Source organism: Streptomyces sp. NPDC042364, from assembly GCF_056437585.1.
Window position 1 is genome coordinate 36,437 of sequence record NZ_JBWKAJ010000022.1, and the last position, 26,337, is coordinate 62,773.

The following is a 26,337-nucleotide window of genomic DNA, read 5'->3' on the forward strand; positions in this document are numbered from 1 at the left end:
CCAACACCCTCAACCCCTGACCGACCTGCTACCGCATCGCGACCATCCGGAGATCAATCACGCGGGACCCGCGGCGGCCCGGCCCGCTCCGCCGCGCTTCGAGCCGGGGAGGTGGCGGGGGCGGGGGCGGGGGCGGGAACCGGGCAGGACGGAATGGGGAACGAGCCCCGGCATGCTCACCACGCAACGTCCGGAGCCGGGTCGTACGTCCGGAGCCGGGTCGTACGTCCGGAGCCGGGTGGTACGCCCGGAAGGAACCTCGGAGAGGACCCCACGCCATGCCCAAGATCGTGCTCGCCTGCGGCAGCATCCGCCGGGAGTCGGCGAACGCGGCCGTGATCGCCACCGTCCGGCGGCTTCTCGAGCAGCGGGACGAGAGGTACGAGGTCACGGAGCTGTCCTTGCGTCACTTCCCGTTCTTCGACGAGGACCTGGAGAGCGCCGGCGGCACACCCGAGCTGCTCGCGGCGCGGGCGCAGGTCGCGTCCGCCGACGCGCTGATCATCAGCAGTCCCGCCTACAACGGTTACCCGTCGGGCGTCCTCAAGAACGCCCTCGACTGGCTGTCCCGGCCGGGCCACGCGGGCCGCGCGCCGCTGCAGGGCCTGCCCACGGTCGTCGTGAGCGCCTCTCCCGGCCGGGCCGGTGGTGCGAACGTGCAGCCGCACGTGCGTCGGATCCTCGGCAACTGCGGTGCCGCGGTCATCGACTGCGAGCAGGTGGCGGTCGGCAACGCGACAGAGCTCCGCACGCCCGAGGGCGTCATCACCGAGCCCTCCGTGGTCAAGGCCCTGGACGGCCTGGTCGACGCGGTCACCGGCCACATCGGCGCGGCCACGCCCCGGGAAGCGGCGGCGTAGCGGGCCGACCGACGCGCGGAGCCTGCGCCGGATCGAGGACGTCTCGTGCGAACAGCTCCTGTTCCGCCGACGACCCCCTGGACCGCGTGGTGCCGGCGCCGGAGGAGGCCTGGGGGCCGGCCGGCGCCCGCAGACCCGCCGTCCGCCGTCCGCCTTCCGTGCCCCGAGCCGTGTCCGCCCCGCTCCTCGTGAGCTGCTCACCCGCCCCCGTCTCTGCGGCCCCGTGCCGGAGTTGGCCGCGATTCAGCGTTCGGGCGTCCTCCGCGGAGGGATGGCGTCACGGTCGTCCGGCACGCGGGGAGCGACCGGCTCAGGCGAGCAGGCGGGCCTCGTGCGGTACTCCCATCTCGGTGAAGAGCTCGTCGGCACGGCGCCAGCAGTCCTCAGCGGTGACGAGGTCGCCGAGTTCCTCGCCGGCCCTCGCGAGTCCGTGCATCGCCTGCGCCGTCTCGTAGCGGAACGCTATTCCCGAGGCCAGTTCATGGGCGTTGCGGTGTCTGTCCCTGGCTTCGGGGAACCTCCCCAGCGCGCGCAGCACTCGTCCCGCGGCGTTCTCCACCGTGGCCCGGCGCGCGGTCGTCTCGGCGGCCGCCAGGGCCGTGGCGCGCTCGATGTAGGACAGCGCCCGCTCGGGCCGGCCGAGCATCACACAGGCGTCGGCGCAGTGGGACAGGATGAGGGCCGTGTTGGCGGGCTTGTCCAGCCGGTCGCAGAGCTCCAGGGCCTCGTCGAGCCGTTCCAGCGCGGTCTCGGGTCTGCGGAGTCCGAGGTGGGCCAGGGCCAGCGTCGACAGGGAGACGATCGAGTTGCTGATCTCGCCGATCTCCCGGTAGAGCGCGAGCGAGCGCGCCGCCGCGTCGGCCGACTCCCGGTACCTGCCCAGCCGGGCGTTGACCGAGCCGAGCAGCCCGAGGCTCACCGCCTCCTCCCGCACCTCGCCGAGTTCCCGCTGGAGTCGCGCGGAGCCCGTGAGCAGTTCCAGCGCCTCGCCGAACCTGCCGAGGCTGTTGTAGACCTGGCCCAGCCTGCTCATGCACACCGCCTCGCCGAGCCTGTCACCGGTGCGGGCGACGTCCAGCGCCTCCCGCAGATGCGCGGCGGACTCCTCGTACAGGCCGAGCCTCCACTGCCCCATCGCCAGGTTCGTCAGGCTGATGCGCAGCAGGACCGGCTGCCCGAGGCTGCGGGCGGCCGCCACGGCGGCCCGGTTGGTCTGCTGGAGGTCGTGCGGGTAGTTCCTGATGTGGGAATGGAAGCCGAGGGCGCGCGGCAGGTACGCGGCGTGCAGCAGGTGGCCGTTCTCCACCGCCAGGTCCACCGCGGTCAGCAGGCTGTCCCGCTGCCGGTCCAGCCACTGCAGCGCCTCGTCGGCCGAGGCGAAGCCGGGGTGGAGCGGGCGGCCGGGCGGCAGGAACTCCGGGAACCGGGGCCGCTTGGGGAAGAGCGTGTCGCAGGCGTTCTCCGCCGTCAGCAGATAGTGGTCCAGGAGCCGCCGCACCGCCCGGTTCTCCTCCTCCCCGGCCTGCCGGGTGCCGAGGAGGCCCCGGGCGAAGCTCCGGACGAGGTCGTGCATCCGGTACCAGCCCGGCTCGCGCTGTTCCAGCAGGTGGGCGTCGAGCAGGTGCTCCAGGATCTCCTCGGCGTCGTGGGGCCGGCGGTCGAGGAGCGCTCCGGCGTCCGTGGGATCGATGTTCCGGCCGGGGTGCAGGCCCAGCAGCCGGAAGGCCGTGCGCCTCTCCTCGTCCATCGCCTGGTACGACATGCGCAGCACCACCGCGACGCTGCGGCCGGGCGAGTTGAGCTCGTCCAGGCGCCGGGTCTCGTCGCGCAGCCGGTCCACGAGCCGCTGGATCGTCCAGTGCGAGCGGTTCCTGAGACGGGCGGCGGATATCCGGATCGCGAGGGGGAGCCGGCCGCAGAGCCGGATCAGCCGGGCGGATGCCTCCGGTTCGCGCTCGACCCGTTCCTCGCCGAGCGTCCGGGCCAGCAGCTCGGTGGCGTCGTCGTCCGACAGCACGTCCAGCGACAGCCAGCGGGCACCGTCCAGATCCACCAGGCGGGGGCGGCTGGTGACGATGGTCAGGCAGTCCGGGGAGGCCGGGATCAGGGGCATGACCTGTTCGGCGGTGGCGGCGTTGTCGAGGACGATCAGGAGTCTGCGCTGCGCCGTGATCGAACGCCACAGCGCGGTACGGGCCACGGGGTCGTCGGGCAGCTCATCGCTCGGCACACCTGTCGACGCCAGCAGCGTGTCCAGCGCGGCGGCCGGGCTCAACGGCTCCTGGCCGGGGGTGAATCCGCGCATGTCGACGAAGAGCTGGCTGTCCGGCCAGTACGGGGCGAGCCGGTGCGCGGCCTGCACGGCCAGCGCGGTCTTGCCGCTGCCGCCCATGCCGTCGACGGCGATGATGTGCGCCCAGACACCGTCCCTGTCGAGGGCCGTCGTGCGGATCCAGTCCAGCTCGGCCGCCCGGCCCGAGAAGTCCCGCAGGGCGTACGGCAGCGTGCTCGGCGAGGGCACGGCGGGCAGGGGCGGCGTCGGCGCGGCGGAGTGCGTCGGCGCGGCGGACGGCTCCGGGAGGGCGGGCGGTGGGGCCGGGCCGGACCCGCCCGGTGCCGGGGAGGGGGCGGTGGCGGGGGCGGTGGTGTGCGGCGCGACCGGTTCCCGTACCGGCTCGGGAAGGGCCAGCGCGGGGCTCTGGCGCAGGATGTCCTCGTACAGCTTCGTCAGGGCCGCGCTGGGGTCGATGCCCAGTTCCTCGGCGAGCAGGTGCCGGACGCGCCCGTACTCCTCCAGGGCCTCGGCCTGCCGTCCCGTGCGGTACAGCGCCAGCATCAACTGCCCGCGCAGGGGCTCCCGCAGCGGATGTCGGTCGACCAGCACCCGCAGCTCTCCGACGACCGACGACGCCTCGCCGGCCGACAGCTGCAGGCTGAACAACTGCTCGGCGGCCGCCAGATGCTGTTCCTCCAGCACCGCGGACGCCGCGTCGATGACCGAACCGCCGAAGCCCGCCATCACCGGGCCGCGCCACAGCTCCATCGCCGCTCTCAGCTCCTCCGCGGCGAGGGCCCGGCGGCCTTCCTCCACGGCTTCGCGCGCCCTCCGCAACCGGGACCGGTACTGGCCGAGGTCCAGTTGGTCCTCGCCCACCGACGCCCGGTAGCCGGGCCCGTCGGTCAGGATCATCCCGGCACCGCCCGGGATGCGCCGCCGCAGTTCGGCGACCGCCTTCCGGATCTGGTGCGAGGCGCTGACCGGAGGCTTCCCGTCCCATGCCGCCTCCACCAGGCGGGGCACGGGGACGACTCGGTTCGCCTCCAGGAGCAGCATCACCAGTGTGCGCGAACGCAGAGCCCCGCCCAGTTTCAGCGGCGAATCCCCGTACCGGCCCTCGAGAACGCCAAGGATTCGGAATGTCGGGCTCCGAATTTCCGCAGCACCATGTGCCATCTTCGCGTGGCCCCCGTCGACGATCTTTCCGGTCTGATCGACAGCTGCCAGATTGTATGCAGGCCTGATCCCTCCATCAATCGAGCCTCGTATGCCCCGCGACCGCGATGTCACGGAATGCGCCCGCGCATCGCGACGGCCGGCCCGGTCGACCGGTGGCCCGCCCTCGGCGCCGCCTCCCCGGAGCGCCCGCTGTCCCCCGCGGGCACGCCGGGCCCGCGGGCACGCCGGGCCGCGCGGCTCCCCGCCGTGAGGGACCGATGCGGAATCGCGGCGGGAACGGCTCGGTACCGCCGACGGCGAGGGTGTACGGGCCGGCAGCAGCCGCTCCGGCCGACTGTCCGGAGAGGGAAGGCCGGCACGGGCAACCGGCGTTCTTCGCCCCCGTATGAAGAGGAGCAAGCGTGGTGCGGTTCAACCTCATCGGCCCGTTCGAGATCGTCGCGCAGGACGGCGGGTCCTACCTGCCGAGCACGCCGAAGGTGTGCCAGACACTGGCGCTGCTGCTGACCCGGGCGAACGAGACCGTCACATCCGATTCCCTCATACGCGAACTGTGGGGCGAGAGCCCGCCGCGGAGCGCCGCCACGACGCTGCAGACGTACGTCTACCACGCCCGGCGCATGTTCGTGGCCGAGAACCTCGTCCCCGCCGAACGGCCGCTGCTGGTCACCCGTGCTCCCGGCTACGCCGTCCAGGTCGAGGACGACGAGGTCGACATCAAGGTCTTCGAGCGGCTGGTCGCCGAGGCGCACACCGACCTCGGCGCGCACCGGTACGAGTCGGCCGTACGCAGGGTGGACGGGGCCCTGGAGCTGTGGCGCGGGCCCGCGCTGTCCAACATCCCGGCCGGTGACCTGCTCACCGGGCACGTCGTGCATCTGGAGGAACTGCGGATCCGGGCACTGGAGATCCGGATCGAGGCGGAGGGCGGGCTGAACCGGCACCGCGAGTCCATTCCGCAGTTGCGCAAGCTCGTCAACGACTACCCGCTCAACGAGTGGTTCCACGGCCGCCTCATCCTGGCGCTCGGCTCCTCCGGGCGGCGTGCGGAGGCCCTTCAGGCGTACCAGAACCTGCGGCGCGTCCTCGGGGACGAGCTGGGCCTGGAGCCCTCCGCGGACCTTCAGCGGCTCCGGCTGGAACTGCTGGGCAACGGACCGGACGGCGGGACGCGGGGAACGGCGCACACCGGTTCCGGGAATCCCGCGCAGGGGCCCACGCGACTGCCCGTCTTCACCTGAGCGCTCCACGGCGGCGAGCCGGACGGCCCGGGAGGTGTTCGCCGCGAAGTACCGGACGCCCGGCCAACCTCCGGGCGGCGGCACCACGGTCACGTGCCGGCAGACCGTAGTCACCGGGGAGTCCCGCGCCGCCGCCGCGTCGGAAGAGGACGCGGGACGCGAGGCGGTTCGTGCCTTCGTGCGGGCCGGGCCGACGTCCGAGGCACGGCCGGTTCCCGACGCCGCCAAGGGGCGGGTCGAGCAGAGACGGCGCCGGGTACCCGGCGCCCCCACGGAAAGGACATCAGGATGCGAGCGGCTGCTCTCTCTTCGTTCGGCCCGCCCGAGGTGCTGGAGGAGACGCACCTGCCGGAGCCCCGGGTGGGACCCGGTGAGGTGCGGGTTCGGGTACGGGCGGCGGGTGTGCTGCCCTTCGACGTGCGGGTGCGCAACGGCTGGACTCCGCCGTTCGTCAGGCGCGGGTTCCCGATGGTGCTGGGCAACGAGTTCGCGGGGACCGTCGACGAGGTGGGCGAAGGCGTCACGGAGTTCGCCGCCGGTGACGAGGTACTCGGCTACAGCGTTCTCGGCGCCTATGCCCAGTACCTGACCGTGCCCGCCCGCCAGGTCGTCGCCAAGCCCGCGGACATGCCGTGGGCGAAGGCGGCCGGGCTCCCGGCGAACGGGCAGGGGGCCCACATGGCCCTGTCCACGGTCGGTGTGCGGCCCGGTGACACCGTGCTCGTCAACGCGGCCGCCGGCGGTTTCGGCACCATGGCGGTACAACTGGCCCTGGCCTGGGGGGCGGGCACGGTCATCGGTACGGCGAGTGAACGCAACCACGACCATCTGCGGGCCCTGGGCGCGGTGCCGGTCAGCTACGGGGACGGACTCGAGGAGCGGGTACGGGCCGTCGCCCCCGGCGGAGTGGACGCGGCCGTCGACGCGGCGGGCCCGGAGGCGCTGCGGGCGTCGGTGGCGGTGACGAAGGACCGCGGCCGGGTCGTGACGATGGTCGCCACCGAGGAGGCGGCGAAGCTCGGACTGCCGGACGTCGCCGGATCCCGCTCGGCGGAGCGTCTGACCGAGCTGGTCGAGCTGTACGCGCGGCGGAGGATCACGGTCCACATCAGGAGCACCTACCCGCTGGCCAGGGCCGCCGACGCGCACCGCGACGTGGAGAGCGGGCACGGCCGCGGCAAGGTCGTGCTGACCGTCGACTGATCTCTGCTCCGCACGGCGGGGGACGGCCCGAGTCCGTCCCCCGCCGTGTTCCGTGCCGCGGCCTGGTCCCGGTCAGGGACGGGCGGTCCGCGGCCGCGGCTCGCCTCCGCCGTCCCGTCCGCTCTCGCCGCCCCGCCCGCCCGGCCCGCCCGGCCCCCCTCGGCCGTCGGCCGTAAGGCCCGTGTCCTCGGTCCCGGCCTCGGTCCCGGCCTCGGTCGCGGCAGGCTTGCGCGGCATGAGCAGCGCCGGGACCGACATCGCCGCCACCAGCGCGAGCACCCACCAGAACGTGGTTCCGTAGGCCGCGGCGTCGGCACGGGCCGTTCCGCCGGGGGCCGAGGAGAGGCCGACGGACAGCAGCAGGGCGACGGCAGCCGTTCCGAAGGACGCGCCGATGCGCTGGCCGACGGCGATCATCACGGTGCCCCGGGGGATGCGGGCCGCGGGGATGTCCCGGTACGCGGCGGTGATGACCGCCACACCGATGACGCCCAGTCCCAGTCCGCGGACACACAGGGACAGGGCCGGCAGGGTGGCGTCCGACGTCCGGTCGAGCTGGGTGAAGGCGGCGGTACCGAGGACGGAGACGACCGTGCTGACCAGCACCAGGGTGCGCGGGTCGTGACGGTCCGTCAGGCGGCCGGCGAGCAGGATGCCCAGCAGCATGCCGAGCCCTTGAGGGGCCAGCAGCCAGCCGGTAGTGGAACTGTCGTGGCCCAGCACCCGCGAGAAGAACAACGGCAGCACGAGCAGGGGGCCGTACACCGCGACACCGTGCAGGAAGATGAGCATCGAGGACGTGGTGAAGACGCGGGAGCGAAAGAGCCGTACGTCGACGAGGGGGTCCGCGGACCGCGCGGAGTGCGCGCAGAACGCGGCGATCAGCACCAGGCCGGCCACCAGGATTCCCAGCGTGACCGGATCCGCCAGCTGGGAGACCTCCCTCACCCGGGAGAAGCCGTAGACCAGGGCCACCATGCCCGGTGGCAGGAGCAGCATGCCCAGCCGGTCCGCCGCGGCGTGCCCGCGGGGGGCCGAGTCCGGCAGCACCCTCCGCGCGAGCGTGAGGGCCACCAGGAGGACCGGCACGTTGACCAGGAAGACCCAGCGCCAGCCCGCCGCGTCCACGAGCAGGCCGCCGACGACCGGCCCCAGGACGGGGGCGAGCTGGCCGGGGACACCCACGAGGCTCATCACCCGGCCGAAGCGTTGCGGTCCGGCGGCCTGCGCGAGGATCGCCTGCACCAACGGGAGCACCGTGCCGCCTCCGACACCCTTCACCACCCGGAAGACGATCAGACTCTCGACGTTCCAGGCCGACCCGCACAGCACCGAGCCCGCGAGGAAGACCGCCAGGGCCCACATCCATGTCCGCTTCTCGCCGTACCGGTCGGCGACCCACCCGACGAACGGGGTGACCAGGGCCAGTGTCAGCAGATAGGAGGTGTTCACCCAGGACAGGGCGGTCTCGGAGGCGTGCAGTCCGGCCCCGATGTCGTGCAGCGCGACGCTGACGATGGTGGAGTCGAGCAGCGACGCCACGGCCCCGATGAGGAGGGTGCCGGCCAGGGCCAGCAACTGGGGGTCGAGACGTTCCCGAGTCCGTGACCCGCTACGTGCTCTCAACGCTTCTCCTCCCAGCCGGACTCGGGTCCGGCTCTGCCGTGGCCGGGTGTCCTGGACGGTGTGTTGGCGCACACGATGCCCGCCGGAGATCCAGGGCCGGTCCAGGGACACTCGAGGAGCCCTCGACGCCGGGCGGGAGGAGTCGAACACGCCGGAGGGGAGCGGCAGTTCGCGCCTACCCCGGCCTTCCGGACGCCCCTGGTCGGCACTCTGGCCGATCGCGCTGCGGCGGCTTCACCGTCGGACTGACACGAACCGTGGCCCTCGGAGCCGGACCGGCATGGGCTGTGGTCCCCGGAACGCACCATTCCTGGGACCACAGCGGCCTTTGCAGCACCCCGTCGACCTGCCGTGGCGGTTGACAACGGGTTCTCACGCACACACACCCTGTGAGGGAAGGTGCCCGGAACCGGACTTGAACCGGTACGCCCGCGAGGGGCAGCGAGGTTTAAGCTCGCCGTGTCTGCATTCCACCATCCGGGCAGGCCATGGGCTCCGCGCTGAGGTTCCGACCCTATCGGGAGGCTTCCCCCGAACAGCGGAACAGCGGACCGATGTTGTCTTATTTTATTGATGTCTGAGGGTGCATCAGCCCGTGGAACACGCCATCCGCACTTGCCACTAGCCTTTCGGACGGTCCGGCCCGGCGTATGCGGAATGACGGAATTTCACCGCCCGAACGGGTGGGCTCCCGAGCACCCGTGCGGTGGTGACTGACTCGTGTAGGCCACAGCGTCCGAATACCGCTGTTCCCCGGACCCCTCTCCGGGGCCGCCGTCATACCCAGGTATGACGGCGCGCCGCTCCGTCCGTCAGAAGTCTGCCTCCGGAACCGGAACAGCGGCTGACTACACGACGGCTCTCCCCCGCGACGATGGAGACATCCCTCGAAACGTCGCCCGACGCGGAACGGCGGGCGTCCACCGAAGCGTCGCCCGCCGGCCCACGGCCCGGCGCGCCACCGGCACCCGCCGGGGGTCGCGGCGTCACCCGGTACGGCCCTCAACCGTCCGGGCCCCGGCCTCCATCCGCCCGCGCACGTTCCCCGAAGCGCCGAACGTCCCAACTGCAGCCGCCCCGACAGGAGTTCCCACCCGTGACCATCACTCCCCTCGCCGACCGGGCCACCGCCGTGGCCGCCCGTGCCACGGAACTGTCGAAGGTCTACGGACAGGGCGAGACCCGGGTCGTCGCCCTGGACCGGGTGACCGTCGACTTCCAGCAGGGCCAGTTCACCGCGATCATGGGGCCCTCCGGATCCGGCAAGTCCACGCTGATGCACTGTGTGGCGGGCCTGGACGGCTTCTCCGCCGGCTCCGTGCGCATCGGCGAGACCGAGCTGGGCTCCCTGAAGGACAAGCAGCTCACCAAGCTCCGCCGGGACAAGATCGGCTTCATCTTCCAGGCGTTCAACCTGCTGCCGACGCTGACCGCGCTGGAGAACATCACCCTCCCGATGGACATCGCGGGCCGCAGGCCGGACAAGCAGTGGCTCGACACCGTGATCGGGATGATCGGTCTCGCCGACCGGCTGAGCCACCGGCCCTCCCAGCTCTCCGGCGGCCAGCAGCAGCGCGTCGCGGTGGCGCGGGCCCTCGCCTCCCGGCCCGACATCATCTTCGGCGACGAACCCACCGGAAACCTCGACTCCCGCTCGGGCGCCGAGGTCCTCGGTTTTCTCCGCAACTCCGTAAGGGAGTTGGGGCAGACCGTGGTGATGGTGACGCACGACCCGGTGGCGGCGGCGTACGCGGACCGGGTCGTCTTCCTCGCCGACGGACGGATCGTGGACGAGCTGTACGAGCCGACGGCGGACTCCGTCCTGGACCGTATGAAGCGATTCGACGCGAAGGGCCGCACCAGCTAATGCCGCGGCAGGCAACGTTCGCCCGTCAAGGAGCGGCGTCTGGTGCGTGCTCTCGGCGTGCCGGGCGCAAGCCCTCGTACTGGACCGTACTCGGGCTTGTGCCCGGTGCGGTGAGAGTGCGTGCCGGGCGTCGCGACGGGGCGGACGCTGCCTGTTGCGGCACTAGTCCGCCCGGCGGGCGCAGCGGCCGCCCGCCCCGTCCACCTCACCACCCGACCCCGGACAGGGACCCCTTTCATGTTCCGTACCGCCCTGCGCAATGTGCTCGCGCACAAGGCCAGACTCCTCATGACCGTGCTCGCCGTGATGCTGGGCGTCGCCTTCGTGTCGGGGACGCTGGTCTTCACGAACACCGTCTCGGACGCCTACCAGAAGAGCTCGGCCAAGGGCTTCGACCATGTGGACGTCGCGGTCCAGCAGGCGTACCGCCCGGACGAGGGCGACCGGATCGCCGAGCCGCCGAAGCTGACGCCCGAGCTGCTCAGGAAGGTCGAGCAGGTACCCGGCGCCGCGTCCGCGACCGGTGTCGTCAGCGGCTTCACCGCGCTCGCCGGCAAGGACGGCAAGCTGATCGGCGGCGGCTTCCAGTCGCAGGGCGGGAACTACTGGGGGAAGGACGACCCCAGGTACCCGATCGAGGAGGGCCGCGCGCCCCGGGGCGCCGACGAGATCGCCATCGACTCCAAGACCGCCGAACGGGCCGGCTACAAGGTCGGGGACACCGTCCGGCTGTCCGTCGACGGCCCGGTCCTGACCCCCACCGTCAGCGGGATCTTCACGACGGACGACGGCAATGTCGCCGCCGGCGGCAGTCTCACCCTGTTCGACACGGCGACCGCCCAGAAGCTCTTCCACAGCGAGGGCGAGTACGACGAGATCACCGTGACCGCCGCCCCCGGCACCAGCCAGGACCGGCTCCGCTCGGCCATCGACAAGGCCGTCCCCGAGGACGTCGCCGCCACCATGACCGGTGAGCAGCTGGCCTCCCAGCAGGCCACGCAGATCGCCGCGTCCATGAGCGGCCTGAAGAACGGTCTGCTGGTCTTCGCGGGCATCGCCCTGTTCGTGGGCACGTTCATCATCGCCAACACCTTCACCATGCTGGTCGCCCAGCGCACCAAGGAACTGGCCCTGCTGCGGGCGGTGGGCGCCTCCCGCCGCCAGGTGACCCGCTCGGTGCTGGTCGAGGCGTTCGTGGTGGGCGCGGTCGCCGCGGTCGCCGGTCTGGCCGTCGGTGTCGGCATCGGCGCCGGGATGCGGGCGCTGATCGGCACGCTCGGCGACACCGTCCCCGACGGCCCGCTGGTGGTCTCCCCCGGCACGGTCGCCACCGCCCTGCTGGTCGGTGTGCTGATCACCATGCTGGCCGCCTGGCTGCCGGGCCGCCGCGCGGCGAAGATCCCGCCGGTGGCGGCGATGAGCAGCGTGCACGCGAAGGCCACGACCAGGTCCCTCGTCGTACGGAACACGATCGGCGCCCTGTTCTCCGGCGCGGGCGTCGCCACCGTCCTGTACGCCACGACCCTGGAGGGCTCGGACGGCCAGGCCCCGATGGGGATCGGCGCGGTGCTGCTGATCATCGGCGTCTTCGTGCTGACCCCGCTGCTGTCCCGCCCGCTGATCGCCGCGGCCGCCCCCGTCCTGCGTGTCTTCGGGGTCTCCGGCAAGCTCGCCCGGCAGAACTCCGTGCGCAACCCGCGCCGCACCGCCGCCACCGCCTCGGCCCTGATGATCGGTCTCACCCTGATCACCGGCATGACGGTGATGGCGAGCAGCCTGCAGACCGCGATCGGCAGGATGGCCGCCGACTCGATCAAGGCGGACTACGTCGTCTCGATGGCCAACGGCAACTTCCTCTCCCCCGATGTGGAGAAGAGGCTCGCCGCCGCCGAGGGGGTCACCGCGGTCTCGCCGCTGCGCAACGCCGAGTCCCGCATCGACGGGCGGACGGAGTACGTCACCGGTGTCAACGGCGGCGCCATCGGCGAGCTGACCGAGTTCGCCGTCGACGACGGGGCGTTCGAGGTCGGCGGCACCGAGGTCGTCGTGGACACGGAGACCGCGCGGCAGAACGGCTGGAAGGCCGGGACGTCGTTCACGGCCGGGTTCGAGGGCGGCGAGCGGCAGAAGCTGACCGTGGCCGGGGTCTACCAGGCCAACGAGCTGATCCGGGGCATCCTCCTGGACAACCGGACGCTGGAGAAGCGACTGCCCGCCGACACCCGCCCGGCCGACATGATGGTCATGGTGAAGACCTCGGCCGGAGCCACGGACGCCACCAAGGACCGGCTGGCGAAGGCCCTCGGCGACAACCCGGCGATCAAGATCCAGGACGGCCAGGACCTCTCCGACGACATCGCCCGGATGTTCACACTGATGCTGAACCTGCTGTACGGCCTGCTGGCCATGGCCGTGATCGTCGCCGTCCTCGGTGTCATCAACACCCTGGCCATGTCGGTCTTCGAGCGCTCCCAGGAGATCGGCATGCTCCGCGCGATCGGGCTCGACCGCCGGAACATCAAGCGGATGGTCCGGCTGGAGTCCCTCGTCATCTCCCTGTTCGGCGGGGTCCTCGGCATCGGTCTCGGTGTGTTCTTCGGCTGGGCGGCCGGGGAGCTGGTCGCCTCCCGGATGCCGACGTACGAACTGGTGCTGCCCTGGGCCCGGATGGGTGTCTTCCTGCTGCTGGCCGGCACGGTGGGCGTACTGGCCGCGATGTGGCCGGCCCGGCGCGCGGCGAAGCTGAACATGCTGGCCGCGATCAAGTCCGAGTAGCGGCCACTCCGGCAGCCCGCGGGGCCCGTTCCCTCCCGGAGCGGGCCCCGCGGGCGTGACGGCTCTCAGGCGTCCCAGGTACGGGTCCTGAGCGGCAGCCCCGACGCGCCCCCGTCCGGTGTCCGCACGGCGAGCACCTGGTTGACGCCGAGGTGGTTGCGTTCGAAGCCGAGGGCCGAGGCGGCCATGTAGAGGCGCCACACGCGGGCCCGGCCCGGCCCGGCGAGGGCGACGGCCCGGGACCACCGGGCTTCGAGGTTGGCGACCCATGCGCGCAGCGTGAGGCCGTAGTGCTCGCGCAGGGACTCCACGTCGCGGACCTCGAACCCGGCGCGTTCGAGCTGGGTGACGGTGGAGCCGACGGGGGCGAGTTCGCCGTCCGGGAAGACGTACGCGTCGATGAACCCGTTGAGGGAGTACGCGCTCTCGTCGGGCCGCGGCCGCCGCGAGATCTGGTGGTTGAGGAGCCGTCCGCCGGGCCGGAGGAGGGCGTACAGGTTCTCCGCGTACTCCAGGTACTTCTCGGCGCCGACGTGTTCGGCCATGCCGATGGAGGAGATGGCGTCGTAGGGCCCGTCGGCGACGTCGCGGTAGTCCTGGACGCGGATCTCGATCCGTTCGGTCAGGCCCTCGTCCGCGACGCGTTTGCGGGCGTACCCGGCCTGTTCCTGGGAGAGGGTGATGCCGGTGACGCGGGCGCCGTACTCACGGGCGGCGTGCACGGCCATGGAGCCCCAGCCGCAGCCGACGTCGAGGAGGCGCTGCCCCGGGGTCAGGCCGAGCTTGCGGCAGACGAGGTCGAGCTTGGCGCTCTGGGCGGCTTCGAGGGTGGTGGAGCCGTCGGAGGTCGCCCAGTAGGCGCAGGAGTACACCATGGACGGGCCGAGGACGATCTCGTAGAAGTCGTTGCCCACGTCGTAGTGGTGGCTGACGGCCCGTCTGTCGCTGTGTCTGGTGTGGAGGTGGCGGGTCCGGCGCACCTCCTCGCGGGGCGGCTCGGGTGGCACCAGGACGGCGGGCCCGGCCAGTTTCAGCAGCCCCCGGACGGCCGCGCGCGCCTCCGGGTCACGCAGGGCGTCGGCCAGGCTCCGGGAGTCGTCGTCCCGCTCCCACACATGCCCGGCCATCAGGTCCAGTACGGCGTACAGGTCCCCCTCGACGCCCAGGTCACCGGCGACCCAGGCGCGGGCCAGGCCCAGCTCGCCCGGCTTCCACAGCAGCCGCCGCAGGGCCCTGCGGTTCCGTACCACCAGCGCTGGGGCCTGAGGGGGCCCGGCCTCCGAACCGTCCCACGCCCGAAGCCGGACCGGGAGCGGTGCCCCGAGTACCTGCTCGAACAGGCTCTTCAGCCGCGACGCGGCGTCCTGCATGACGCCCACCTCCGTGACAAGAGATCCCGGAATGTCCAACGCCACGGTAAACACGGGCGGGGCTTCGCCGTAGTCCCGCAGCGGGGTGTGTTGTTCGGCCGCGGGTGGGTGGGGTGGTCCGCGCCCACGCGGCGGAGCCGCGGCGGTCACCGCCCCGCGCGAGAAACCGCAACGCACCCGCACCCGCCGAAGCACCCGTGCCCGGAGCTGGAAGGCGCCCCCGGAGACGCCGAAGGACCTCCCGCACCACGGATGGCGGAAGGTCCTTCGGGTCGGACGAAGAGGTGACCGGAGAAGGTCAGGAGGCCTTGGCCTTCTCCTCGGTCTTGGCCGGAGCCGCGGCGACCGGCGCCGGCTTGGCGGCCTCGTAGAACTCCTCGCGGGGGGACTCGATCGCGCCGAGGGAGACGACCTCGCGCTTGAGGAACATCGCGAGGGTCCAGTCGGCGAAGACGCGGATCTTGCGGTTCCAGGTCGGCATGGCCAGACCGTGGTAGCCACGGTGCATGTACCAGGCGAGACGGCCCTTGAGCTTGATCTTCATCTTGCCCATGACGATCATCGCGACGCCCTTGTGGAGGCCGAGGCCCGCCACCGCACCCTTGTTGGAGTGCGCGTACTCCTTCTGCGGGAAGCCCCGCATACCGGAGACCACGTTGTCGCCGAGGACCTTGGCCTGACGCAGCGCGTGCTGCGCGTTCGGCGGGCACCAGGCGTTCTCGACGCCGGCCTTGCGGGCGGCGACGTCGGGCACCTGGGCGTTGTCGCCGGCGGCCCAGATGTAGTCGGTGCCCTGGACCTGGAGGGTCGGGGCGGTGTCGACATGGCCGCGGGGGCCGAGCGGAAGGCCGTAGCGGGAGAGGACCGGGTTCGGCTTGACGCCGGCGGTCCAGACGATCGTGTTGGAGTCGACCTCCAGGCCGTTCTTCAGCACGACGTGGCCGTCGACGCAGGACTCCATGGAGGTGTTGAGGTAGACCTCGACACCGCGGCCTTCCAGGTGCTCCTTGCCGTAGGCGCCGAGCTTCGGGCCGACCTCGGGGAGGATCTTGTCGGCGGCGTCGACGAGCACGAAGCGCATGTCCTCGCGGGACACGCTCTTGTAGTACTTCGCGGCGTCGCGGGCCATGTCCTCGACCTCGCCGATGGTCTCCGCGCCGGCGAAGCCACCGCCCACGAAGACGAACGTCAGCGCCTTGCGGCGGACGTCCTCGTCGGTCGTGGAGTCGGCCTTGTCGAGCTGCTCCAGCACGTGGTTGCGCAGGCCGATGGCCTCCTCGATGCCCTTCATGCCGATGCCCTGCTCGGCGAGGCCGGGGATCGGGAAGGTGCGGGAGACGGCGCCGAGCGCGATCACCAGGTAGTCGAAGGGCAGCTCGTACGCCTCGCCGACGAGCGGCGCGACGGTGGCGACCTTGCGGTCCTGGTCGATGGTGGTGACCCGACCGGTGAGGACCTCCGCCTTGGGAAGCACGCGTCGCAGCGGGACGACGACATGCCGCGGGGAGATGCTGCCGGCGGCGGCTTCGGGGAGGAAGGGCTGGTAGGTCATGTACGACCGGGGGTCGACGACCGTGACGGTCGCCTCGCCGTAGCGCATCTTCTTGAGGATGCGCCGAGCTGCGTACAGGCCTACGTACCCACCGCCTACTACGAGGATCCTGGGACGCTCCGTGGTGCTCATGCCATCGAGTATGTACCCGCCATCCGGGGGGTGCTCGTGCGCCCCTTCACAAGCTTCCTCAGGCCCTCTGCTACACTCCGCGGCCCTCGTGATCGAGGTCATCGCCCGGCAGGGGAACCACGCCACACGGCCGGCCGTTGTCAATGCCGCGTGAACTGCTCTTCCGGCCCTGTGGACCCCTCGCCGACACTCCGGTCGGCGCCCGGTTTTCACCCGGACGAGCCGGCTCCGCACCCCCTCCGGAGGCACCCTCTCGACCCCTCGGAGCCCCTGAAGGCTCTGCGCAGCCTCAAAACGTCGCCCAACAGGGCTGATTCTCTTGTGAAGAACTTCACGAAGTTTCCGGGCGGCGCGTCGTCGAGGGGCGCCCGAGCACCCCTCGAAGACGCTCATACGTTATCCGAACAGCTCAACCGAGGCTACCGGCCAGTAGTAAACACTTGCCCACATGTGCCGTGCGCCCGCGGGGAGGGCGCCCGGATCGTGCCGCGGGGCTACGCGACGGACCAGGCGATCCCGTCCAGGATGTCGTGTTCGCTCACCACGACCTCCGCGGCCCCGATCCGCTCCATGATCGACAGCAGTACGAGGGCGCCCGCGGCGATCACGTCCACCCGGCCGGGGTGCATCGAGGGGATCGCGGCCCGCTCGGCGTGGGTGGAGCGCAGCAGCCCCTCGGTGATCTCCCGGACGCGGTCGTAGGGGATGCGGGAGTGGTGGATGGCCGTCGAGTCGTACTCGGGGAGGTCCTGGGCGATCGCGGACAGCGTGGTGACCGACCCGGCGAGCCCCACGAGGGTGTGCGCCTCCCGCAGCGGCACCGTCCGCTCCGCGAGGTCGAGCGCGGCCTCGATGTCGGCGCGCACGGCCGCGATCTCCTCGGGGCCGGGGGGATCGATGACGGCGCCGTCCCGGACGAGGTGCCGCTCCGTCATCCGTACGCAGCCGATGTCCACGGAGCGCGCGGCGCGCACATGGTCGTCCCCGACGACGAACTCCGTGGAACCGCCGCCGATGTCCACCACCAGGAACGGCTTGGCCAGGTCGTCCCGGCCCGACAGCTCCCTGGTGGCGCCGGTGAAGGAGAACTCGGCCTCCTGGTCCCCGGAGATCACCTCGGGCTCGACACCGAGGATGTCCATGACCCCCCGGACGAACTCGTCCCGGTTCTCCGCGTCCCGCGAGGCGGACGTCGCGACGAACCGCAGCCGCTCGGCGCCGAGTTCCTTGATGACCGCCGCGTACTCCCGGCACGCGGCGAACGTCCGCTGCAGCGCCTCGGGCGCCAGCCGGCCCGTGCGGTCGACGCCCTGGCCGAGCCGCACGATCGTCATCCGGCGCTCCAGGTCGACGAGTTCGCCCGTCTCCGGGTCGGCGTCGGCGACGAGCAGACGGATGGAGTTGGTACCGCAGTCGATGGCGGCGACACGGGTCACTGCTCGCCCTCCTCCGGGTCGACGGGCTTGGACGCGAAGTAGCCGGACTCGCTCGCGTCCACCTCCGGGCCCTCACCCTTCGGCGGCGTCGCCGGAGCCACACACGGTCCCTTCGCCCACCACTCCGGCAGCATCGCGATCGCCTCGTCGCCCAGCGGGTTCACACCGGGCCCGGCGGCCAGCGAGTGCGCGACGAGGACGTGCAGGCACTTCACCCGGTCCGGCATGCCGCCGGCGCTCGGGAAGCCTTTCAGCTCCTCGATCTCGTCGCGCCGCCGGATGTAGTCCTCGTGCGCGGCACGGTACGCGGCGGCAAGTTCCTCGTCCCGGGCCAGCCGCTCCGTCATCTCCTTCATCACGCCGTTCGCCTCCAGCGTGCCGATCGCCGAGGCGGCCCGCGGACACGTCAGGTAGTACGTCGTCGGGAACGGCGTCCCGTCCGGCAGGCGCGGCGCCGTCTCGACGACGTCCGGCTGCCCGCAGGGGCAGCGGTGCGCGATCGCGCGCAGTCCGCGCGGCGGGCGTCCGAGCTGCTGCTTGAAGGCCTCGACGTCCGCGTCGGTGGGCTCGGTGCGCGGGGTGGAGGGCGGGGGCGTGTCCATACCTGTACGTAAGTCCTCTGGAGCTCTGGTCGGTTACTGGTCGGCGGCGTCGGCCTTGTCGACCCCGTCCCAGACGTTGGTGTACCACGGGAGGCGGGCCGCCCCCTGCGTCGTACGGGACTGCTTCGCCGCTTCCGGGTCGATCATGATGTAGCCGGTCTCGCCCGGCATGACGTAGTGCAGCCGCTCCCGGATCTGCTGCTCGGCGTACGCGTCGTCCTGCCAGCGCGCCTTGAGGTCGCGCAGCTCCTCGACACGCTCGCGCGCCTCCTCGCGCTGCCGCCGCATGTCGGCGATCTCGGCGCGCTGGGAGACGTACTGCCTTATGGGGTAGGCGAGGGCCACGATCATCGAGCAGAGGACGAGGGCGAGCAGCGCGGCCCGGCCGGTGAGCCGGGAGCGGCGGGCCTGGCGCCGGGTCTGGGAGCGGTAGACCCGGGCGGCCGTCTGTTCGCCGAGCAGCTTCAGCCGGGTCGCGGTGGAGAAACGGTCCCGGTCCTTCACGGGCATGTCCCACTTCCCCTCTCCTACGGGCGGCCCCACGTGCGTACGTCCCCGCACACGGTACGGGACCGGGTACGGGGACGTACGTGCGACGCCTGCTGCTGCCGCCTTGCCGGGGTCGGCCCCTGCTGTGCCCGTGGTCCGCGGAGCGGACGCCGGGAGGCGGTCAGCCGGGCGGTCAGCCCTTGAAACGCGGGAAGGCGCTGCGGCCGGCGTACACCGCGGCGTCGTCGAGGATCTCCTCGATGCGCAGCAGCTGGTTGTACTTGGCGACGCGGTCCGAGCGGGCCGGGGCGCCGGTCTTGATCTGGCCGCAGTTCACGGCGACGGCGAGGTCGGCGATGGTGACGTCCTCGGTCTCGCCGGAGCGGTGGGACATCATGCACTTGAAGCCGTTGCGCTGGGCCAGCTCGACGGCGTCCAGGGTCTCGGTGAGCGAGCCGATCTGGTTGACCTTGACGAGCAGCGCGTTGGCCGCGCCCTCCTCGATGCCGCGGGCGAGGCGCTCGGGGTTGGTGACGAACAGGTCGTCGCCGACGAGCTGCACCTTGTCGCCGAGGCGCTCGGTGATGGTCTTCCAGCCGTCCCAGTCGTCCTCGAACAGCGGGTCCTCGATGGAGACGAGCGGGTACGCGTCGACGAGCTCGGCGTAGTAGTCCGTCATCTCGGCGGCGGAGCGCTCCTTGCCCTCGAAGACGTACACGCCGTCCTTGTAGAACTCGGAGGCGGCGACGTCGAGCGCCAGGGCGATCTGCTCGCCGGGGGTGTAGCCGGCCTCGTTGACGGCCTCGAGGATGAGGTCGAGGGCGGCGCGGTTGGAGTCCAGGTTCGGGGCGAAGCCGCCCTCGTCGCCGAGGCCGGTGTTCAGGCCCTTGCGCTTCAGCACCTTCTTGAGGGTGTGGTAGACCTCGGCGCCCCAGCGCAGGGCCTCGGAGAAGGACTCCGCGCCAATGGGCGCGATCATGAACTCCTGGATGTCCACGTTGGTGTCGGCGTGCGAGCCGCCGTTCAGGATGTTCATCATCGGAACGGGCAGCAGGTGCGCGTTCGGGCCGCCCAGGTAGCGGAAGAGCGGGAGGTCGCTGGCCTCGGAGGCGGCGTGGGCGACGGCGAGGGAGACGCCGAGGATGGCGTTGGCGCCGAGGGAGCCCTTGTTGTCGGTGGCGTCCAGGTCGAACATGGCCTGGTCGATCAGGCGCTGCTCGGTGGCGTCGTAGCCGACCAGCTCCGGGCCGATCTGCTCGATCACGGCGAGGACGGCCTTCTCGACACCCTTGCCGAGGTAGCGGTTGGGGTCACCGTCACGGAGCTCGATGGCCTCGAAGGCGCCCGTGGAGGCGCCGGACGGGACGGCGGCACGACCGGTGCTGCCGTCGTCGAGGCCGACCTCGACCTCGACCGTGGGGTTGCCTCGGGAGTCCAGGATTTCCCGGGCTACGACGACGTCGATGGACGGCACGAGCATCTCCTTCTTGGGATGTGACGCATTGGTGCGGGGCCGCGAGGGCCATGCGACTAGAGCCTAACCGCCCCGGGGCCGTCGGCAGCCGACCGACCGTCCCGTGGACAGACAGACCGTACCCATTGTTTCGGCTCGGAACAAAGGGGGGTGGGCGGGAAAGTGAACAGAAGGGTCCGGCAGACGGGAGCGGAGCGGCCCGGGGCACAGAAAAACCCCGCCCCGGTGCGTACGGGGGAATGCGCACCGGAGCGGGGGGCCCGTGGGGACGGGGGACGGCCCTCACGAGGTCTTCACTATGGAGGACACGATCGTGAGCGAGCCACGGTTCAGCCGGGGAGCGGCCTTTTTTTCGGCCCGGCCGAACCGGTGTCCCGGCCCGGCCGCGGCGGGCCCTCCGGCCCGGCCGCGGCGACCGTCGGACCGGCCGTCAGCCGAGGTGGAGCTGCTGGCCGGGGTAGATGAAGTCGGCGTCGTCGATGATGTCCTTGTTCAGCTCGAAGAGCTTCTCCCAGCCACCCTTGACGTTCTTCTCGGCGGCGATGCTGCTGAGGGTGTCACCGCTGACGACCTTGTACTCGCCGTCGCCCTTCTTGACCTTCTTGCCGGTCGGGGTCTGGACGGTGGCGCGCTCGGAGGAACGCGAGGCGCGGGTCTCCTGGGTGCTCTCCTGCGAGGAGGAGGACGAGCCCGAACTCGAGCCCGAGCCGGAGTCGTTCGAGGAGGAGGCCGCGGCGCCGTCGTACGACGCGCTGGACAGGCCCTTGCCGCAGACCGGCCAGGCACCCTTGCCCTGGCCCGCGAGGACCTTCTCGGCGATGGCGATCTGCTGGGCCTTGGTGGCCTGGTCGGCGGTGGAGGCGTACTGCGTGCCGCCGTAGCCGGCCCAGGTGGAGGCCGAGAACTGCAGACCGCCGTAGTAGCCGTTGCCGGTGTTGATGGACCAGTTGCCGCCGGACTCGCACTGGGCGACGGCGTCCCACTCGGACGCGGTGGCGGCGGAGGCGCTGCCGGCCGCCATGAGCGGGGCGGCGATCGCGGCGGCGCCGGTGACACCGGCGACGGCGATGGCGCGGGCGGTCTTGGACGGACGGCGGTGCTTGCCCTTGCCGGAAAACAGCATGGAGTGATCCCCTCACCGACGCCTACGAGGTGAGCTGTCGGGTTCGGGCCGGTTGAGTTGCCCGGCCGCACCCGCTCGCCTCTCGGCTCACGTGATGCGGCTTCACCCCGAGCCGGTACCGGCGGCGTGACCCCGAAGGGCCTCAACCGCCGGACCCGGCGCAAACCTTGGGTCCCCCGCTCCTGCCTACGGCGCTTGACGCGACGACTGTTCCGAGCGGGCGTCGGCAGGATTCGGCGTGACGACCGCAAGGGCCCGCTGTGGCGAGCGGTCACGACCGTAAACACGTGATTCGCCGAATTTCAAAGACGATCAGGGGGTCTGTGATTCATCTCCCACCGAGATCAAAACGGGCATTAAGGGGCGAACCATGACCCGAACTGCCGCTACTTTTCACCCGTTTCGGCATCGACTTCCAGGGTCTGACCGGGAAGGATGAGGTCCGGGTCGGTTCCGACCGTGTCCTCGTTCTCTGCGTACAGCTCCCGCCATCCGCCACTCACCTCAAGGGAGTCGGCGATGGCCGTCAGGCTGTCGCCGGGGCGGACGGTGTACGAGCCGTCGACGGCCTCACGGGAGGCGTCACCACCACGGGAGGCGTGACGGCCGGCGGAGGTGTCGCGAGGGGATTCGGCAGCGTCGGCGCCGACACCCTCCTCGGCGCTCGCGCCGCGGTGGCGACCGGTGCCGGCGTCGGCATCGCCGCTGGCGGAAGGGGTGTCGCTCCGTGCGGAGTTGTCCGAGTCGCCGTTCTCGGCGTCACCCGCGGACGAGCTGCCGGACTCCTGCGAGCCGCCGGTGCGGTCGGAGCCCGCGGAGTCGGAGGAGTCCCCCGCGCCGGTGTCGGCCTTGGCGGAACCCTCGGATGCACCGGAGGACGATTCCGGTGAACCGGATGTGTCTGGCGACACGGAGGAGTCGGACGAGTCATCCGACTTGGTGGAGTTGCCGGATGAGTCGGATGAACCGGACGAATCACCCATGCCGGATGAATCCTCCGCGACACCGGTGTCCACGTCGGCCGGGGCCGAGTCGCCGTCGAGGTTGTGGAGGAGCCCGCAGGTGGACCAGACGCCGACACCCTGCTCGGCGAGGATTCTCTCGGCGACCTCGATTTGCTGCGAACGGCTGGCCCGGTCGGGGCTGGTCGCGTAGTCGAGTCCGCCGTAACGCTCCCAGTTGGCCTGGGAGATCTGGAGGCCGCCGGAGCGCCCGTTCCCGGTGTCCGCGCTCCAGGAGCCGCCGCTCTCGCACTCCGCCACCTGATCCCAGGTGGTTCCGCTGGCCGCGCTCGCGCCGGTGGCGCCGAGGAGCGGGATGGCGATGGCGGAGCCGGTCACTCCGGCCGCCACGAGGAGTGCCGGAGCCTGACGGGGGCGACGGTGACGACCGTTCCCGGAGAGCATGCGGTTGCCTTTCACACGACAGCAGAGAGCTGTGCGAAGGATGTGACGATCCCTCGCACTGACGTGTGAACGTAGCCGCAGACGATCAGTTGTCACAAGTTAATGCAGCGTAGATCACGTGAAGATCACGAACTTGAGGGTCTGTCATGTTCTTCCGCTCTTCCGGGTACTGTACGCGCCGTTCAATCGCCCTGACGCGGTGTGAATTCGACCGGAAGCGTGCGCAATCCACGCATGATGAGCCCGCCGCGCCAGCGCAGGTCGGCCGGATCGGCGGCGAGCCGCAGGTCGGGCAGGCGGGTGAGGAGTGTCGCGAGCGCGGTCTGCCCCTCCAGGCGGGCCAGGGGTGCGCCCAGGCAGTAGTGGATGCCGTGGCCGTAGCCGAGGTGCTGGTTGTCACGGCGGGAGAGGTCGAGGGTGTCCGGGTCGGCGAAGCGGGCCGGGTCGCGGTCGGCCGCCGCGAGCACGACCAGCACGGGGTCGCCGGGGGCGATGTCCTGCCCGCCGATGGTCAGCGGCTGTGTGGCGAACCGCCAGGTGGCGAGTTCCACGGGGCCGTCGTAGCGGAGGAGTTCCTCGACTCCGGTCTCCAGCAGGGCGGTTTCGCCCGCGGCGAGGGAGGTCTGGAGGCGGGCGCGCTGCCCGGGGTGGGTGAGGAGTGCGTAGGTGCCGTTGCCGATGAGGTTGACGGTGGTCTCGAACCCGGCGAACAGAAGGATGAAGGCCATCGCGGCGGCCTCGTTCTCGGTGAGGTGCTCACCGTGGTCCGAGGCGCGGATGAGACCGGAGATGAGGTCCTCGCCGGGGGTGGGTTCGGCGGGCAGCGCCTCGCGCTTGCGGTGGATGAGGTCCGCGAGATAGCCGCGCATCTTCTTCACCGACCTGGCGACGCCGCCGCGTGGCCCGCCACCGTGCCGGATCATCATCCCCGCCCAGTCACGGAAGTCGTCCTGGTCCTCGCGGGGGACGCCGAGCAGGTCGCAGATCGCGTAGATGGGGAGCGGGAAGGCGAACTCGTGGATGAGGTCCGCCTCGCCCTTCTGCGCGAACCGGTCGATGAGGTCGTCCGTCAACTCCTGCACCCTGGGGGCGAACTCGGCGACCCTGCGGGGCGTGAATGCCTTGGAGACGAGGCGGCGCAGCCGGGTGTGGTCCGGCGGGTCGATGTTCAGCAGATGCGTCATCAACTCGGCCTTGCGCTCACCGGGGATGCCGGTCTTGCCCTTGGCGTGCTCGGGCTCGTCGTGGTGCGCCGGGTTCTTGGACAGGCGCTGGTCCGCGAGGGCCTGCTTGGCGTCGGCGTAACGGGTGACCAGCCAGGCCTCCACACCGCTGGGCAGCTTCGTCCGGTGCACGGGGGCGTGCTCGCGGAGCCAGGCGTAGGCGGGGTAGGGGTCGGTGGCGAACTCCCAGGTGAAGAGGGCGGGTGCCGGGGTCTGTTGTGGGTGCGGAGGATGGGGCTGGTTGGTCACTCGTCGAAGGTAGCGGGCTGGTCGCCGGGCGGTACGGGCGGCGGCCCCGGGCGCGCGTCACGAAGCCGTGGTCCGGTTCGGCGGCCTTGTGCACGCGCCTCCGGGGGCTCCGGTTCGGCGGCCTTGTGCTCCCGCCTCCGGGGGCTCAGTGTCGCCGGCCGGCTGCCGCCCCGGTCCGAGCCCCCACGCGTCACGATCAGGCGTGGGGACGCGACACGATCGGGGCGTCAGGACACGTCTCACGATCGGGGCGTCAGGACACGTCGCGCTCAGGCGTGAGGACGGCGGGACTGAGCGTCCAGTCCCTCGGCGGCCCGCACGGCGTCACGGTACGTGCGGGCCGCCGCCCGGAGTGCCGCTTCCGGGTCGACCCCGGCGGCCTCGGCCCGGACGGCCATCGCCAGCAGTTCGTACCCGATGCCGCCGTCGCCCGCCGGGGGCGGGACGTCCAGCCCCGCCGTGCGGACCCGGGACGCCAGCTTCGAGGCGAGGGCCAGGCCGGGCTGGCCGAGGGGTATGCCGTCGGTGACCGACTCGCGCTGCTTCTCGACGGCCTTGGTGCGGAGCCAGTGCTGCTTGACCTCCTCCGGGGTGGCGGCGGTCGCGTCGCCGAAGACATGGGGGTGGCGGTGGATGAGCTTGGTGACGATGGCGGCGGCGACGTCGTCGATGGAGAAGGGCGCCTCGGGGTCCTCCTCGGCGATACGGGAGTGGAACACGACCTGGAGGAGGACGTCGCCCAGCTCCTCGCGGAGTTCGTCCCGGTCGCCCTCCTCGATCGCCTCGACCAGTTCATAGGCCTCCTCGATGCCGTACTTGGCGAGGCCCTTGTGGGTCTGCCGGGAGGACCAGGGGCATTCGGCGCGGATACGGTCCATGACCTGGATCAGGTCGAGGAGACGGGCGCCGGGGAGGTCGTAGGAGGCGGGGAGGAGCTCCAGTGCCGGCATCCGCGGGCGGCCGGAGCCGGCGAGGCGGGCCAGGCCGTCGGTGAGGCGGGGCTCGCCCTCGGCCGTGGCGACGACGACCACGGTGCGGTCGCCGGCGCAGGCGTCGACCAGGTCCTCGGCCGTGGGGGCGGACTGCTCGACCGTGATGCCGGCCTCGCGCAGATAGGGCAGCTGCGGGTGGGCCTCGTCCGCGCACAGGACGCGGTCGGCGTCGTGCAGGGTCTGCCAGGCGGGCCAGGAGAGCAGGCCGGGTGCGACGCGGTGGCTGGTGGTGAGCAGGACGACCCTGCCGGGGCCGGAGGCGGGGGCCGCGGTGCCGGGGGCGTCGTCGGGGCGGTGTGCGTTCACCCCATGAACGTAACCCACGTCACCGACACCCCCCGAAGTTGTCCACAGGCTCCGGCAAGCGTGCGTGGGGGTCGCCGGTCGCCGGTCGCCGGTCGCCGGTCGCCGGTCGCCGGGTGACCGTGAGCCGTCGGCTGACGGCTGACGGCACGGCGGCCGTCGTGCGACTGGCGTCGAGCGGCTGGCGGCAGGCGCGGGGGCGCCGGTCCGATCAGGTCGGCTGCTGCGTGGCCGGCTTTGTGACCTCCCGCACCCATGGCGTCTTGGTGTCCGCCATGCCGAGCCGGCCGTCCTGGGCGACGCCCCATGAGCCGTAGCGGGGGTTGAGGTCGACACCGAGTTCGTCCGACGCGTCGGCCATGGCCTTCCAGAAGACGGTGCCGCCCTCGGGGCTGTTCATGTCCGCACCGAGCGCGGCGGCGAGCTTCTGGACCTCGACGTCGCTGCGGAGGCTCTCCTCCAGGTGCTCGGGGGCGACATTGTACTGCTGGAGCCAGGCCGTCTCCAGCGCCCGGGAGCCGCCCGCCTCGCGCTCCAGGTCGGAACGGTACTTCTGGACTTCCTTGCGGGTGACGGTCACACCGGCGTCTTCGAGCGCCTGGTCGAGGACCTTCTCCAGGACCATGCCGTTCAGCGTGTTGCGGGTGAGAGTGCCGGTCTGGGCGACGAGGCGCTGGTACTGGGCGTCGTCCCCGGAGGCGGCGCGCTGGGCGGTGCGCACGTCGTTCACCCGGTTCTCCAGTTGCGCGACCGTGATCCGCTCGCCGCCCACGACGGCCGCCGCGCCGGGATGCGCGTCACTCCCGCAGGCGGTCAGAAGCGGAGCCGCGGCGGCGATCGCGGCGGAGAGGACGAGCGCGGTGCGACGGCGGCGGTGCAAGTTGGCCTCCCGAGGAGATTGTGCGACGGTGCACAAGGTCTTGCGGTGATCGATGGTAGGCAGTGGCCCAGCTCTCG

18 protein-coding genes, 1 tRNA gene and 1 riboswitch are annotated in these 26,337 nt (G+C 71.7%); of the genes, 5 read left to right on the forward strand and 14 right to left on the reverse strand.

Annotation, left to right across the window (positions count from 1 at the left end):
- Positions 1 to 278 precede the first annotated feature (278 nt).
- Positions 279 to 860 carry an NADPH-dependent FMN reductase gene (locus tag AC067N_RS31925; protein ID WP_478682387.1) on the forward strand — a complete coding sequence of 194 codons (582 nt, stop codon included), beginning with the start codon at positions 279 to 281 and terminating at the stop codon, positions 858 to 860.
- Between the two features lie 310 nt (positions 861 to 1,170).
- On the opposite strand, the gene AC067N_RS31930 is transcribed toward AC067N_RS31925, so the two are convergent.
- Positions 1,171 to 4,194 (reverse strand): AfsR/SARP family transcriptional regulator, encoded by a 3,024-nt coding sequence (locus AC067N_RS31930; RefSeq protein ID WP_478682388.1) that lies wholly within the window; start codon positions 4,192 to 4,194, stop codon positions 1,171 to 1,173.
- Positions 4,195 to 4,718: 524 nt separating this feature from the next.
- Here AC067N_RS31930 and AC067N_RS31935 point away from each other — a divergent pair.
- Positions 4,719 to 5,558, forward strand: a complete 840-nt coding sequence (locus tag AC067N_RS31935) for an AfsR/SARP family transcriptional regulator (protein ID WP_478682389.1) — start codon at positions 4,719 to 4,721, stop codon at positions 5,556 to 5,558.
- Positions 5,559 to 5,846: 288 nt separating this feature from the next.
- Positions 5,847 to 6,761 carry an NADP-dependent oxidoreductase gene (locus AC067N_RS31940; protein ID WP_478682390.1) on the forward strand — a complete coding sequence of 305 codons (915 nt, stop codon included), beginning with the start codon at positions 5,847 to 5,849 and terminating at the stop codon, positions 6,759 to 6,761.
- A gap of 72 nt (positions 6,762 to 6,833) precedes the next feature.
- Here AC067N_RS31940 and AC067N_RS31945 read toward each other — a convergent pair whose 3' ends face one another.
- Entirely contained in the window at positions 6,834 to 8,387 is a 1,554-nt protein-coding gene (locus AC067N_RS31945) for a DHA2 family efflux MFS transporter permease subunit (protein ID WP_478682391.1), read from the reverse strand.
- A gap of 400 nt (positions 8,388 to 8,787) precedes the next feature.
- Positions 8,788 to 8,870: transfer RNA gene (locus tag AC067N_RS31950), tRNA-Leu, on the reverse strand.
- 613 nt (positions 8,871 to 9,483) lie between these two features.
- On the opposite strand from AC067N_RS31950, the gene AC067N_RS31955 reads away from it, so the two are divergent.
- The gene (locus tag AC067N_RS31955; protein ID WP_478682392.1) at positions 9,484 to 10,254 is read left to right on the forward strand and encodes an ABC transporter ATP-binding protein; all 771 of its coding nucleotides are present in this window, start codon (positions 9,484 to 9,486) and stop codon (positions 10,252 to 10,254) included.
- A gap of 237 nt (positions 10,255 to 10,491) precedes the next feature.
- Positions 10,492 to 13,029: an ABC transporter permease gene (locus AC067N_RS31960; RefSeq protein WP_478682393.1), complete on the forward strand. Its 2,538-nt coding sequence runs from the start codon at positions 10,492 to 10,494 to the stop codon at positions 13,027 to 13,029.
- A gap of 65 nt (positions 13,030 to 13,094) precedes the next feature.
- On the opposite strand, the gene AC067N_RS31965 is transcribed toward AC067N_RS31960, so the two are convergent.
- The 11 genes from AC067N_RS31965 to AC067N_RS32015 form a co-directional block, all read right to left on the reverse strand.
- Positions 13,095 to 14,399, reverse strand: coding sequence for a class I SAM-dependent methyltransferase (locus AC067N_RS31965; protein WP_478682394.1), 1,305 nt, complete (start codon positions 14,397 to 14,399; stop codon positions 13,095 to 13,097).
- 298 nt (positions 14,400 to 14,697) lie between these two features.
- Positions 14,698 to 16,083, reverse strand: a complete 1,386-nt coding sequence (locus AC067N_RS31970) for an NAD(P)/FAD-dependent oxidoreductase (RefSeq protein ID WP_478682395.1) — start codon at positions 16,081 to 16,083, stop codon at positions 14,698 to 14,700.
- A gap of 494 nt (positions 16,084 to 16,577) precedes the next feature.
- On the reverse strand, positions 16,578 to 17,519 hold the full coding sequence (locus tag AC067N_RS31975) for a Ppx/GppA phosphatase family protein (RefSeq protein WP_478682396.1): 942 nt from the start codon (positions 17,517 to 17,519) through the stop codon (positions 16,578 to 16,580).
- Positions 17,516 to 18,121: a DUF501 domain-containing protein gene (locus AC067N_RS31980; RefSeq protein WP_478682397.1), complete on the reverse strand. Its 606-nt coding sequence runs from the start codon at positions 18,119 to 18,121 to the stop codon at positions 17,516 to 17,518. The genes AC067N_RS31975 and AC067N_RS31980 overlap by 4 nt, the downstream gene beginning before the upstream one ends.
- A gap of 33 nt (positions 18,122 to 18,154) precedes the next feature.
- Positions 18,155 to 18,631 carry an FtsB family cell division protein gene (locus tag AC067N_RS31985; protein WP_478682398.1) on the reverse strand — a complete coding sequence of 159 codons (477 nt, stop codon included), beginning with the start codon at positions 18,629 to 18,631 and terminating at the stop codon, positions 18,155 to 18,157.
- A 172-nt stretch (positions 18,632 to 18,803) separates the two neighbouring features.
- A complete protein-coding gene (gene eno / locus AC067N_RS31990; protein ID WP_468101421.1) occupies positions 18,804 to 20,084 on the reverse strand; it encodes a phosphopyruvate hydratase in 1,281 nt (426 codons plus the stop codon).
- A gap of 430 nt (positions 20,085 to 20,514) precedes the next feature.
- Positions 20,515 to 21,207, reverse strand: a complete 693-nt coding sequence (locus tag AC067N_RS31995) for a transglycosylase family protein (RefSeq protein WP_478682399.1) — start codon at positions 21,205 to 21,207, stop codon at positions 20,515 to 20,517.
- Between the two features lie 4 nt (positions 21,208 to 21,211).
- A riboswitch (cyclic di-AMP (ydaO/yuaA leader) is annotated at positions 21,212 to 21,411 on the reverse strand.
- Between the two features lie 182 nt (positions 21,412 to 21,593).
- The gene (locus AC067N_RS32000) at positions 21,594 to 22,613 is read right to left on the reverse strand and encodes a transglycosylase family protein (protein WP_478682400.1); all 1,020 of its coding nucleotides are present in this window, start codon (positions 22,611 to 22,613) and stop codon (positions 21,594 to 21,596) included.
- Positions 22,614 to 22,795: 182 nt separating this feature from the next.
- Positions 22,796 to 24,085 (reverse strand): cytochrome P450 family protein, encoded by a 1,290-nt coding sequence (locus tag AC067N_RS32005; protein WP_478682401.1) that lies wholly within the window; start codon positions 24,083 to 24,085, stop codon positions 22,796 to 22,798.
- 269 nt (positions 24,086 to 24,354) lie between these two features.
- Positions 24,355 to 25,383: a nucleoside triphosphate pyrophosphohydrolase gene (locus AC067N_RS32010; protein WP_478682402.1), complete on the reverse strand. Its 1,029-nt coding sequence runs from the start codon at positions 25,381 to 25,383 to the stop codon at positions 24,355 to 24,357.
- Between the two features lie 208 nt (positions 25,384 to 25,591).
- Positions 25,592 to 26,260, reverse strand: coding sequence for a SurA N-terminal domain-containing protein (locus AC067N_RS32015; RefSeq protein WP_478682403.1), 669 nt, complete (start codon positions 26,258 to 26,260; stop codon positions 25,592 to 25,594).
- Positions 26,261 to 26,337: the final 77 nt, after the last annotated feature.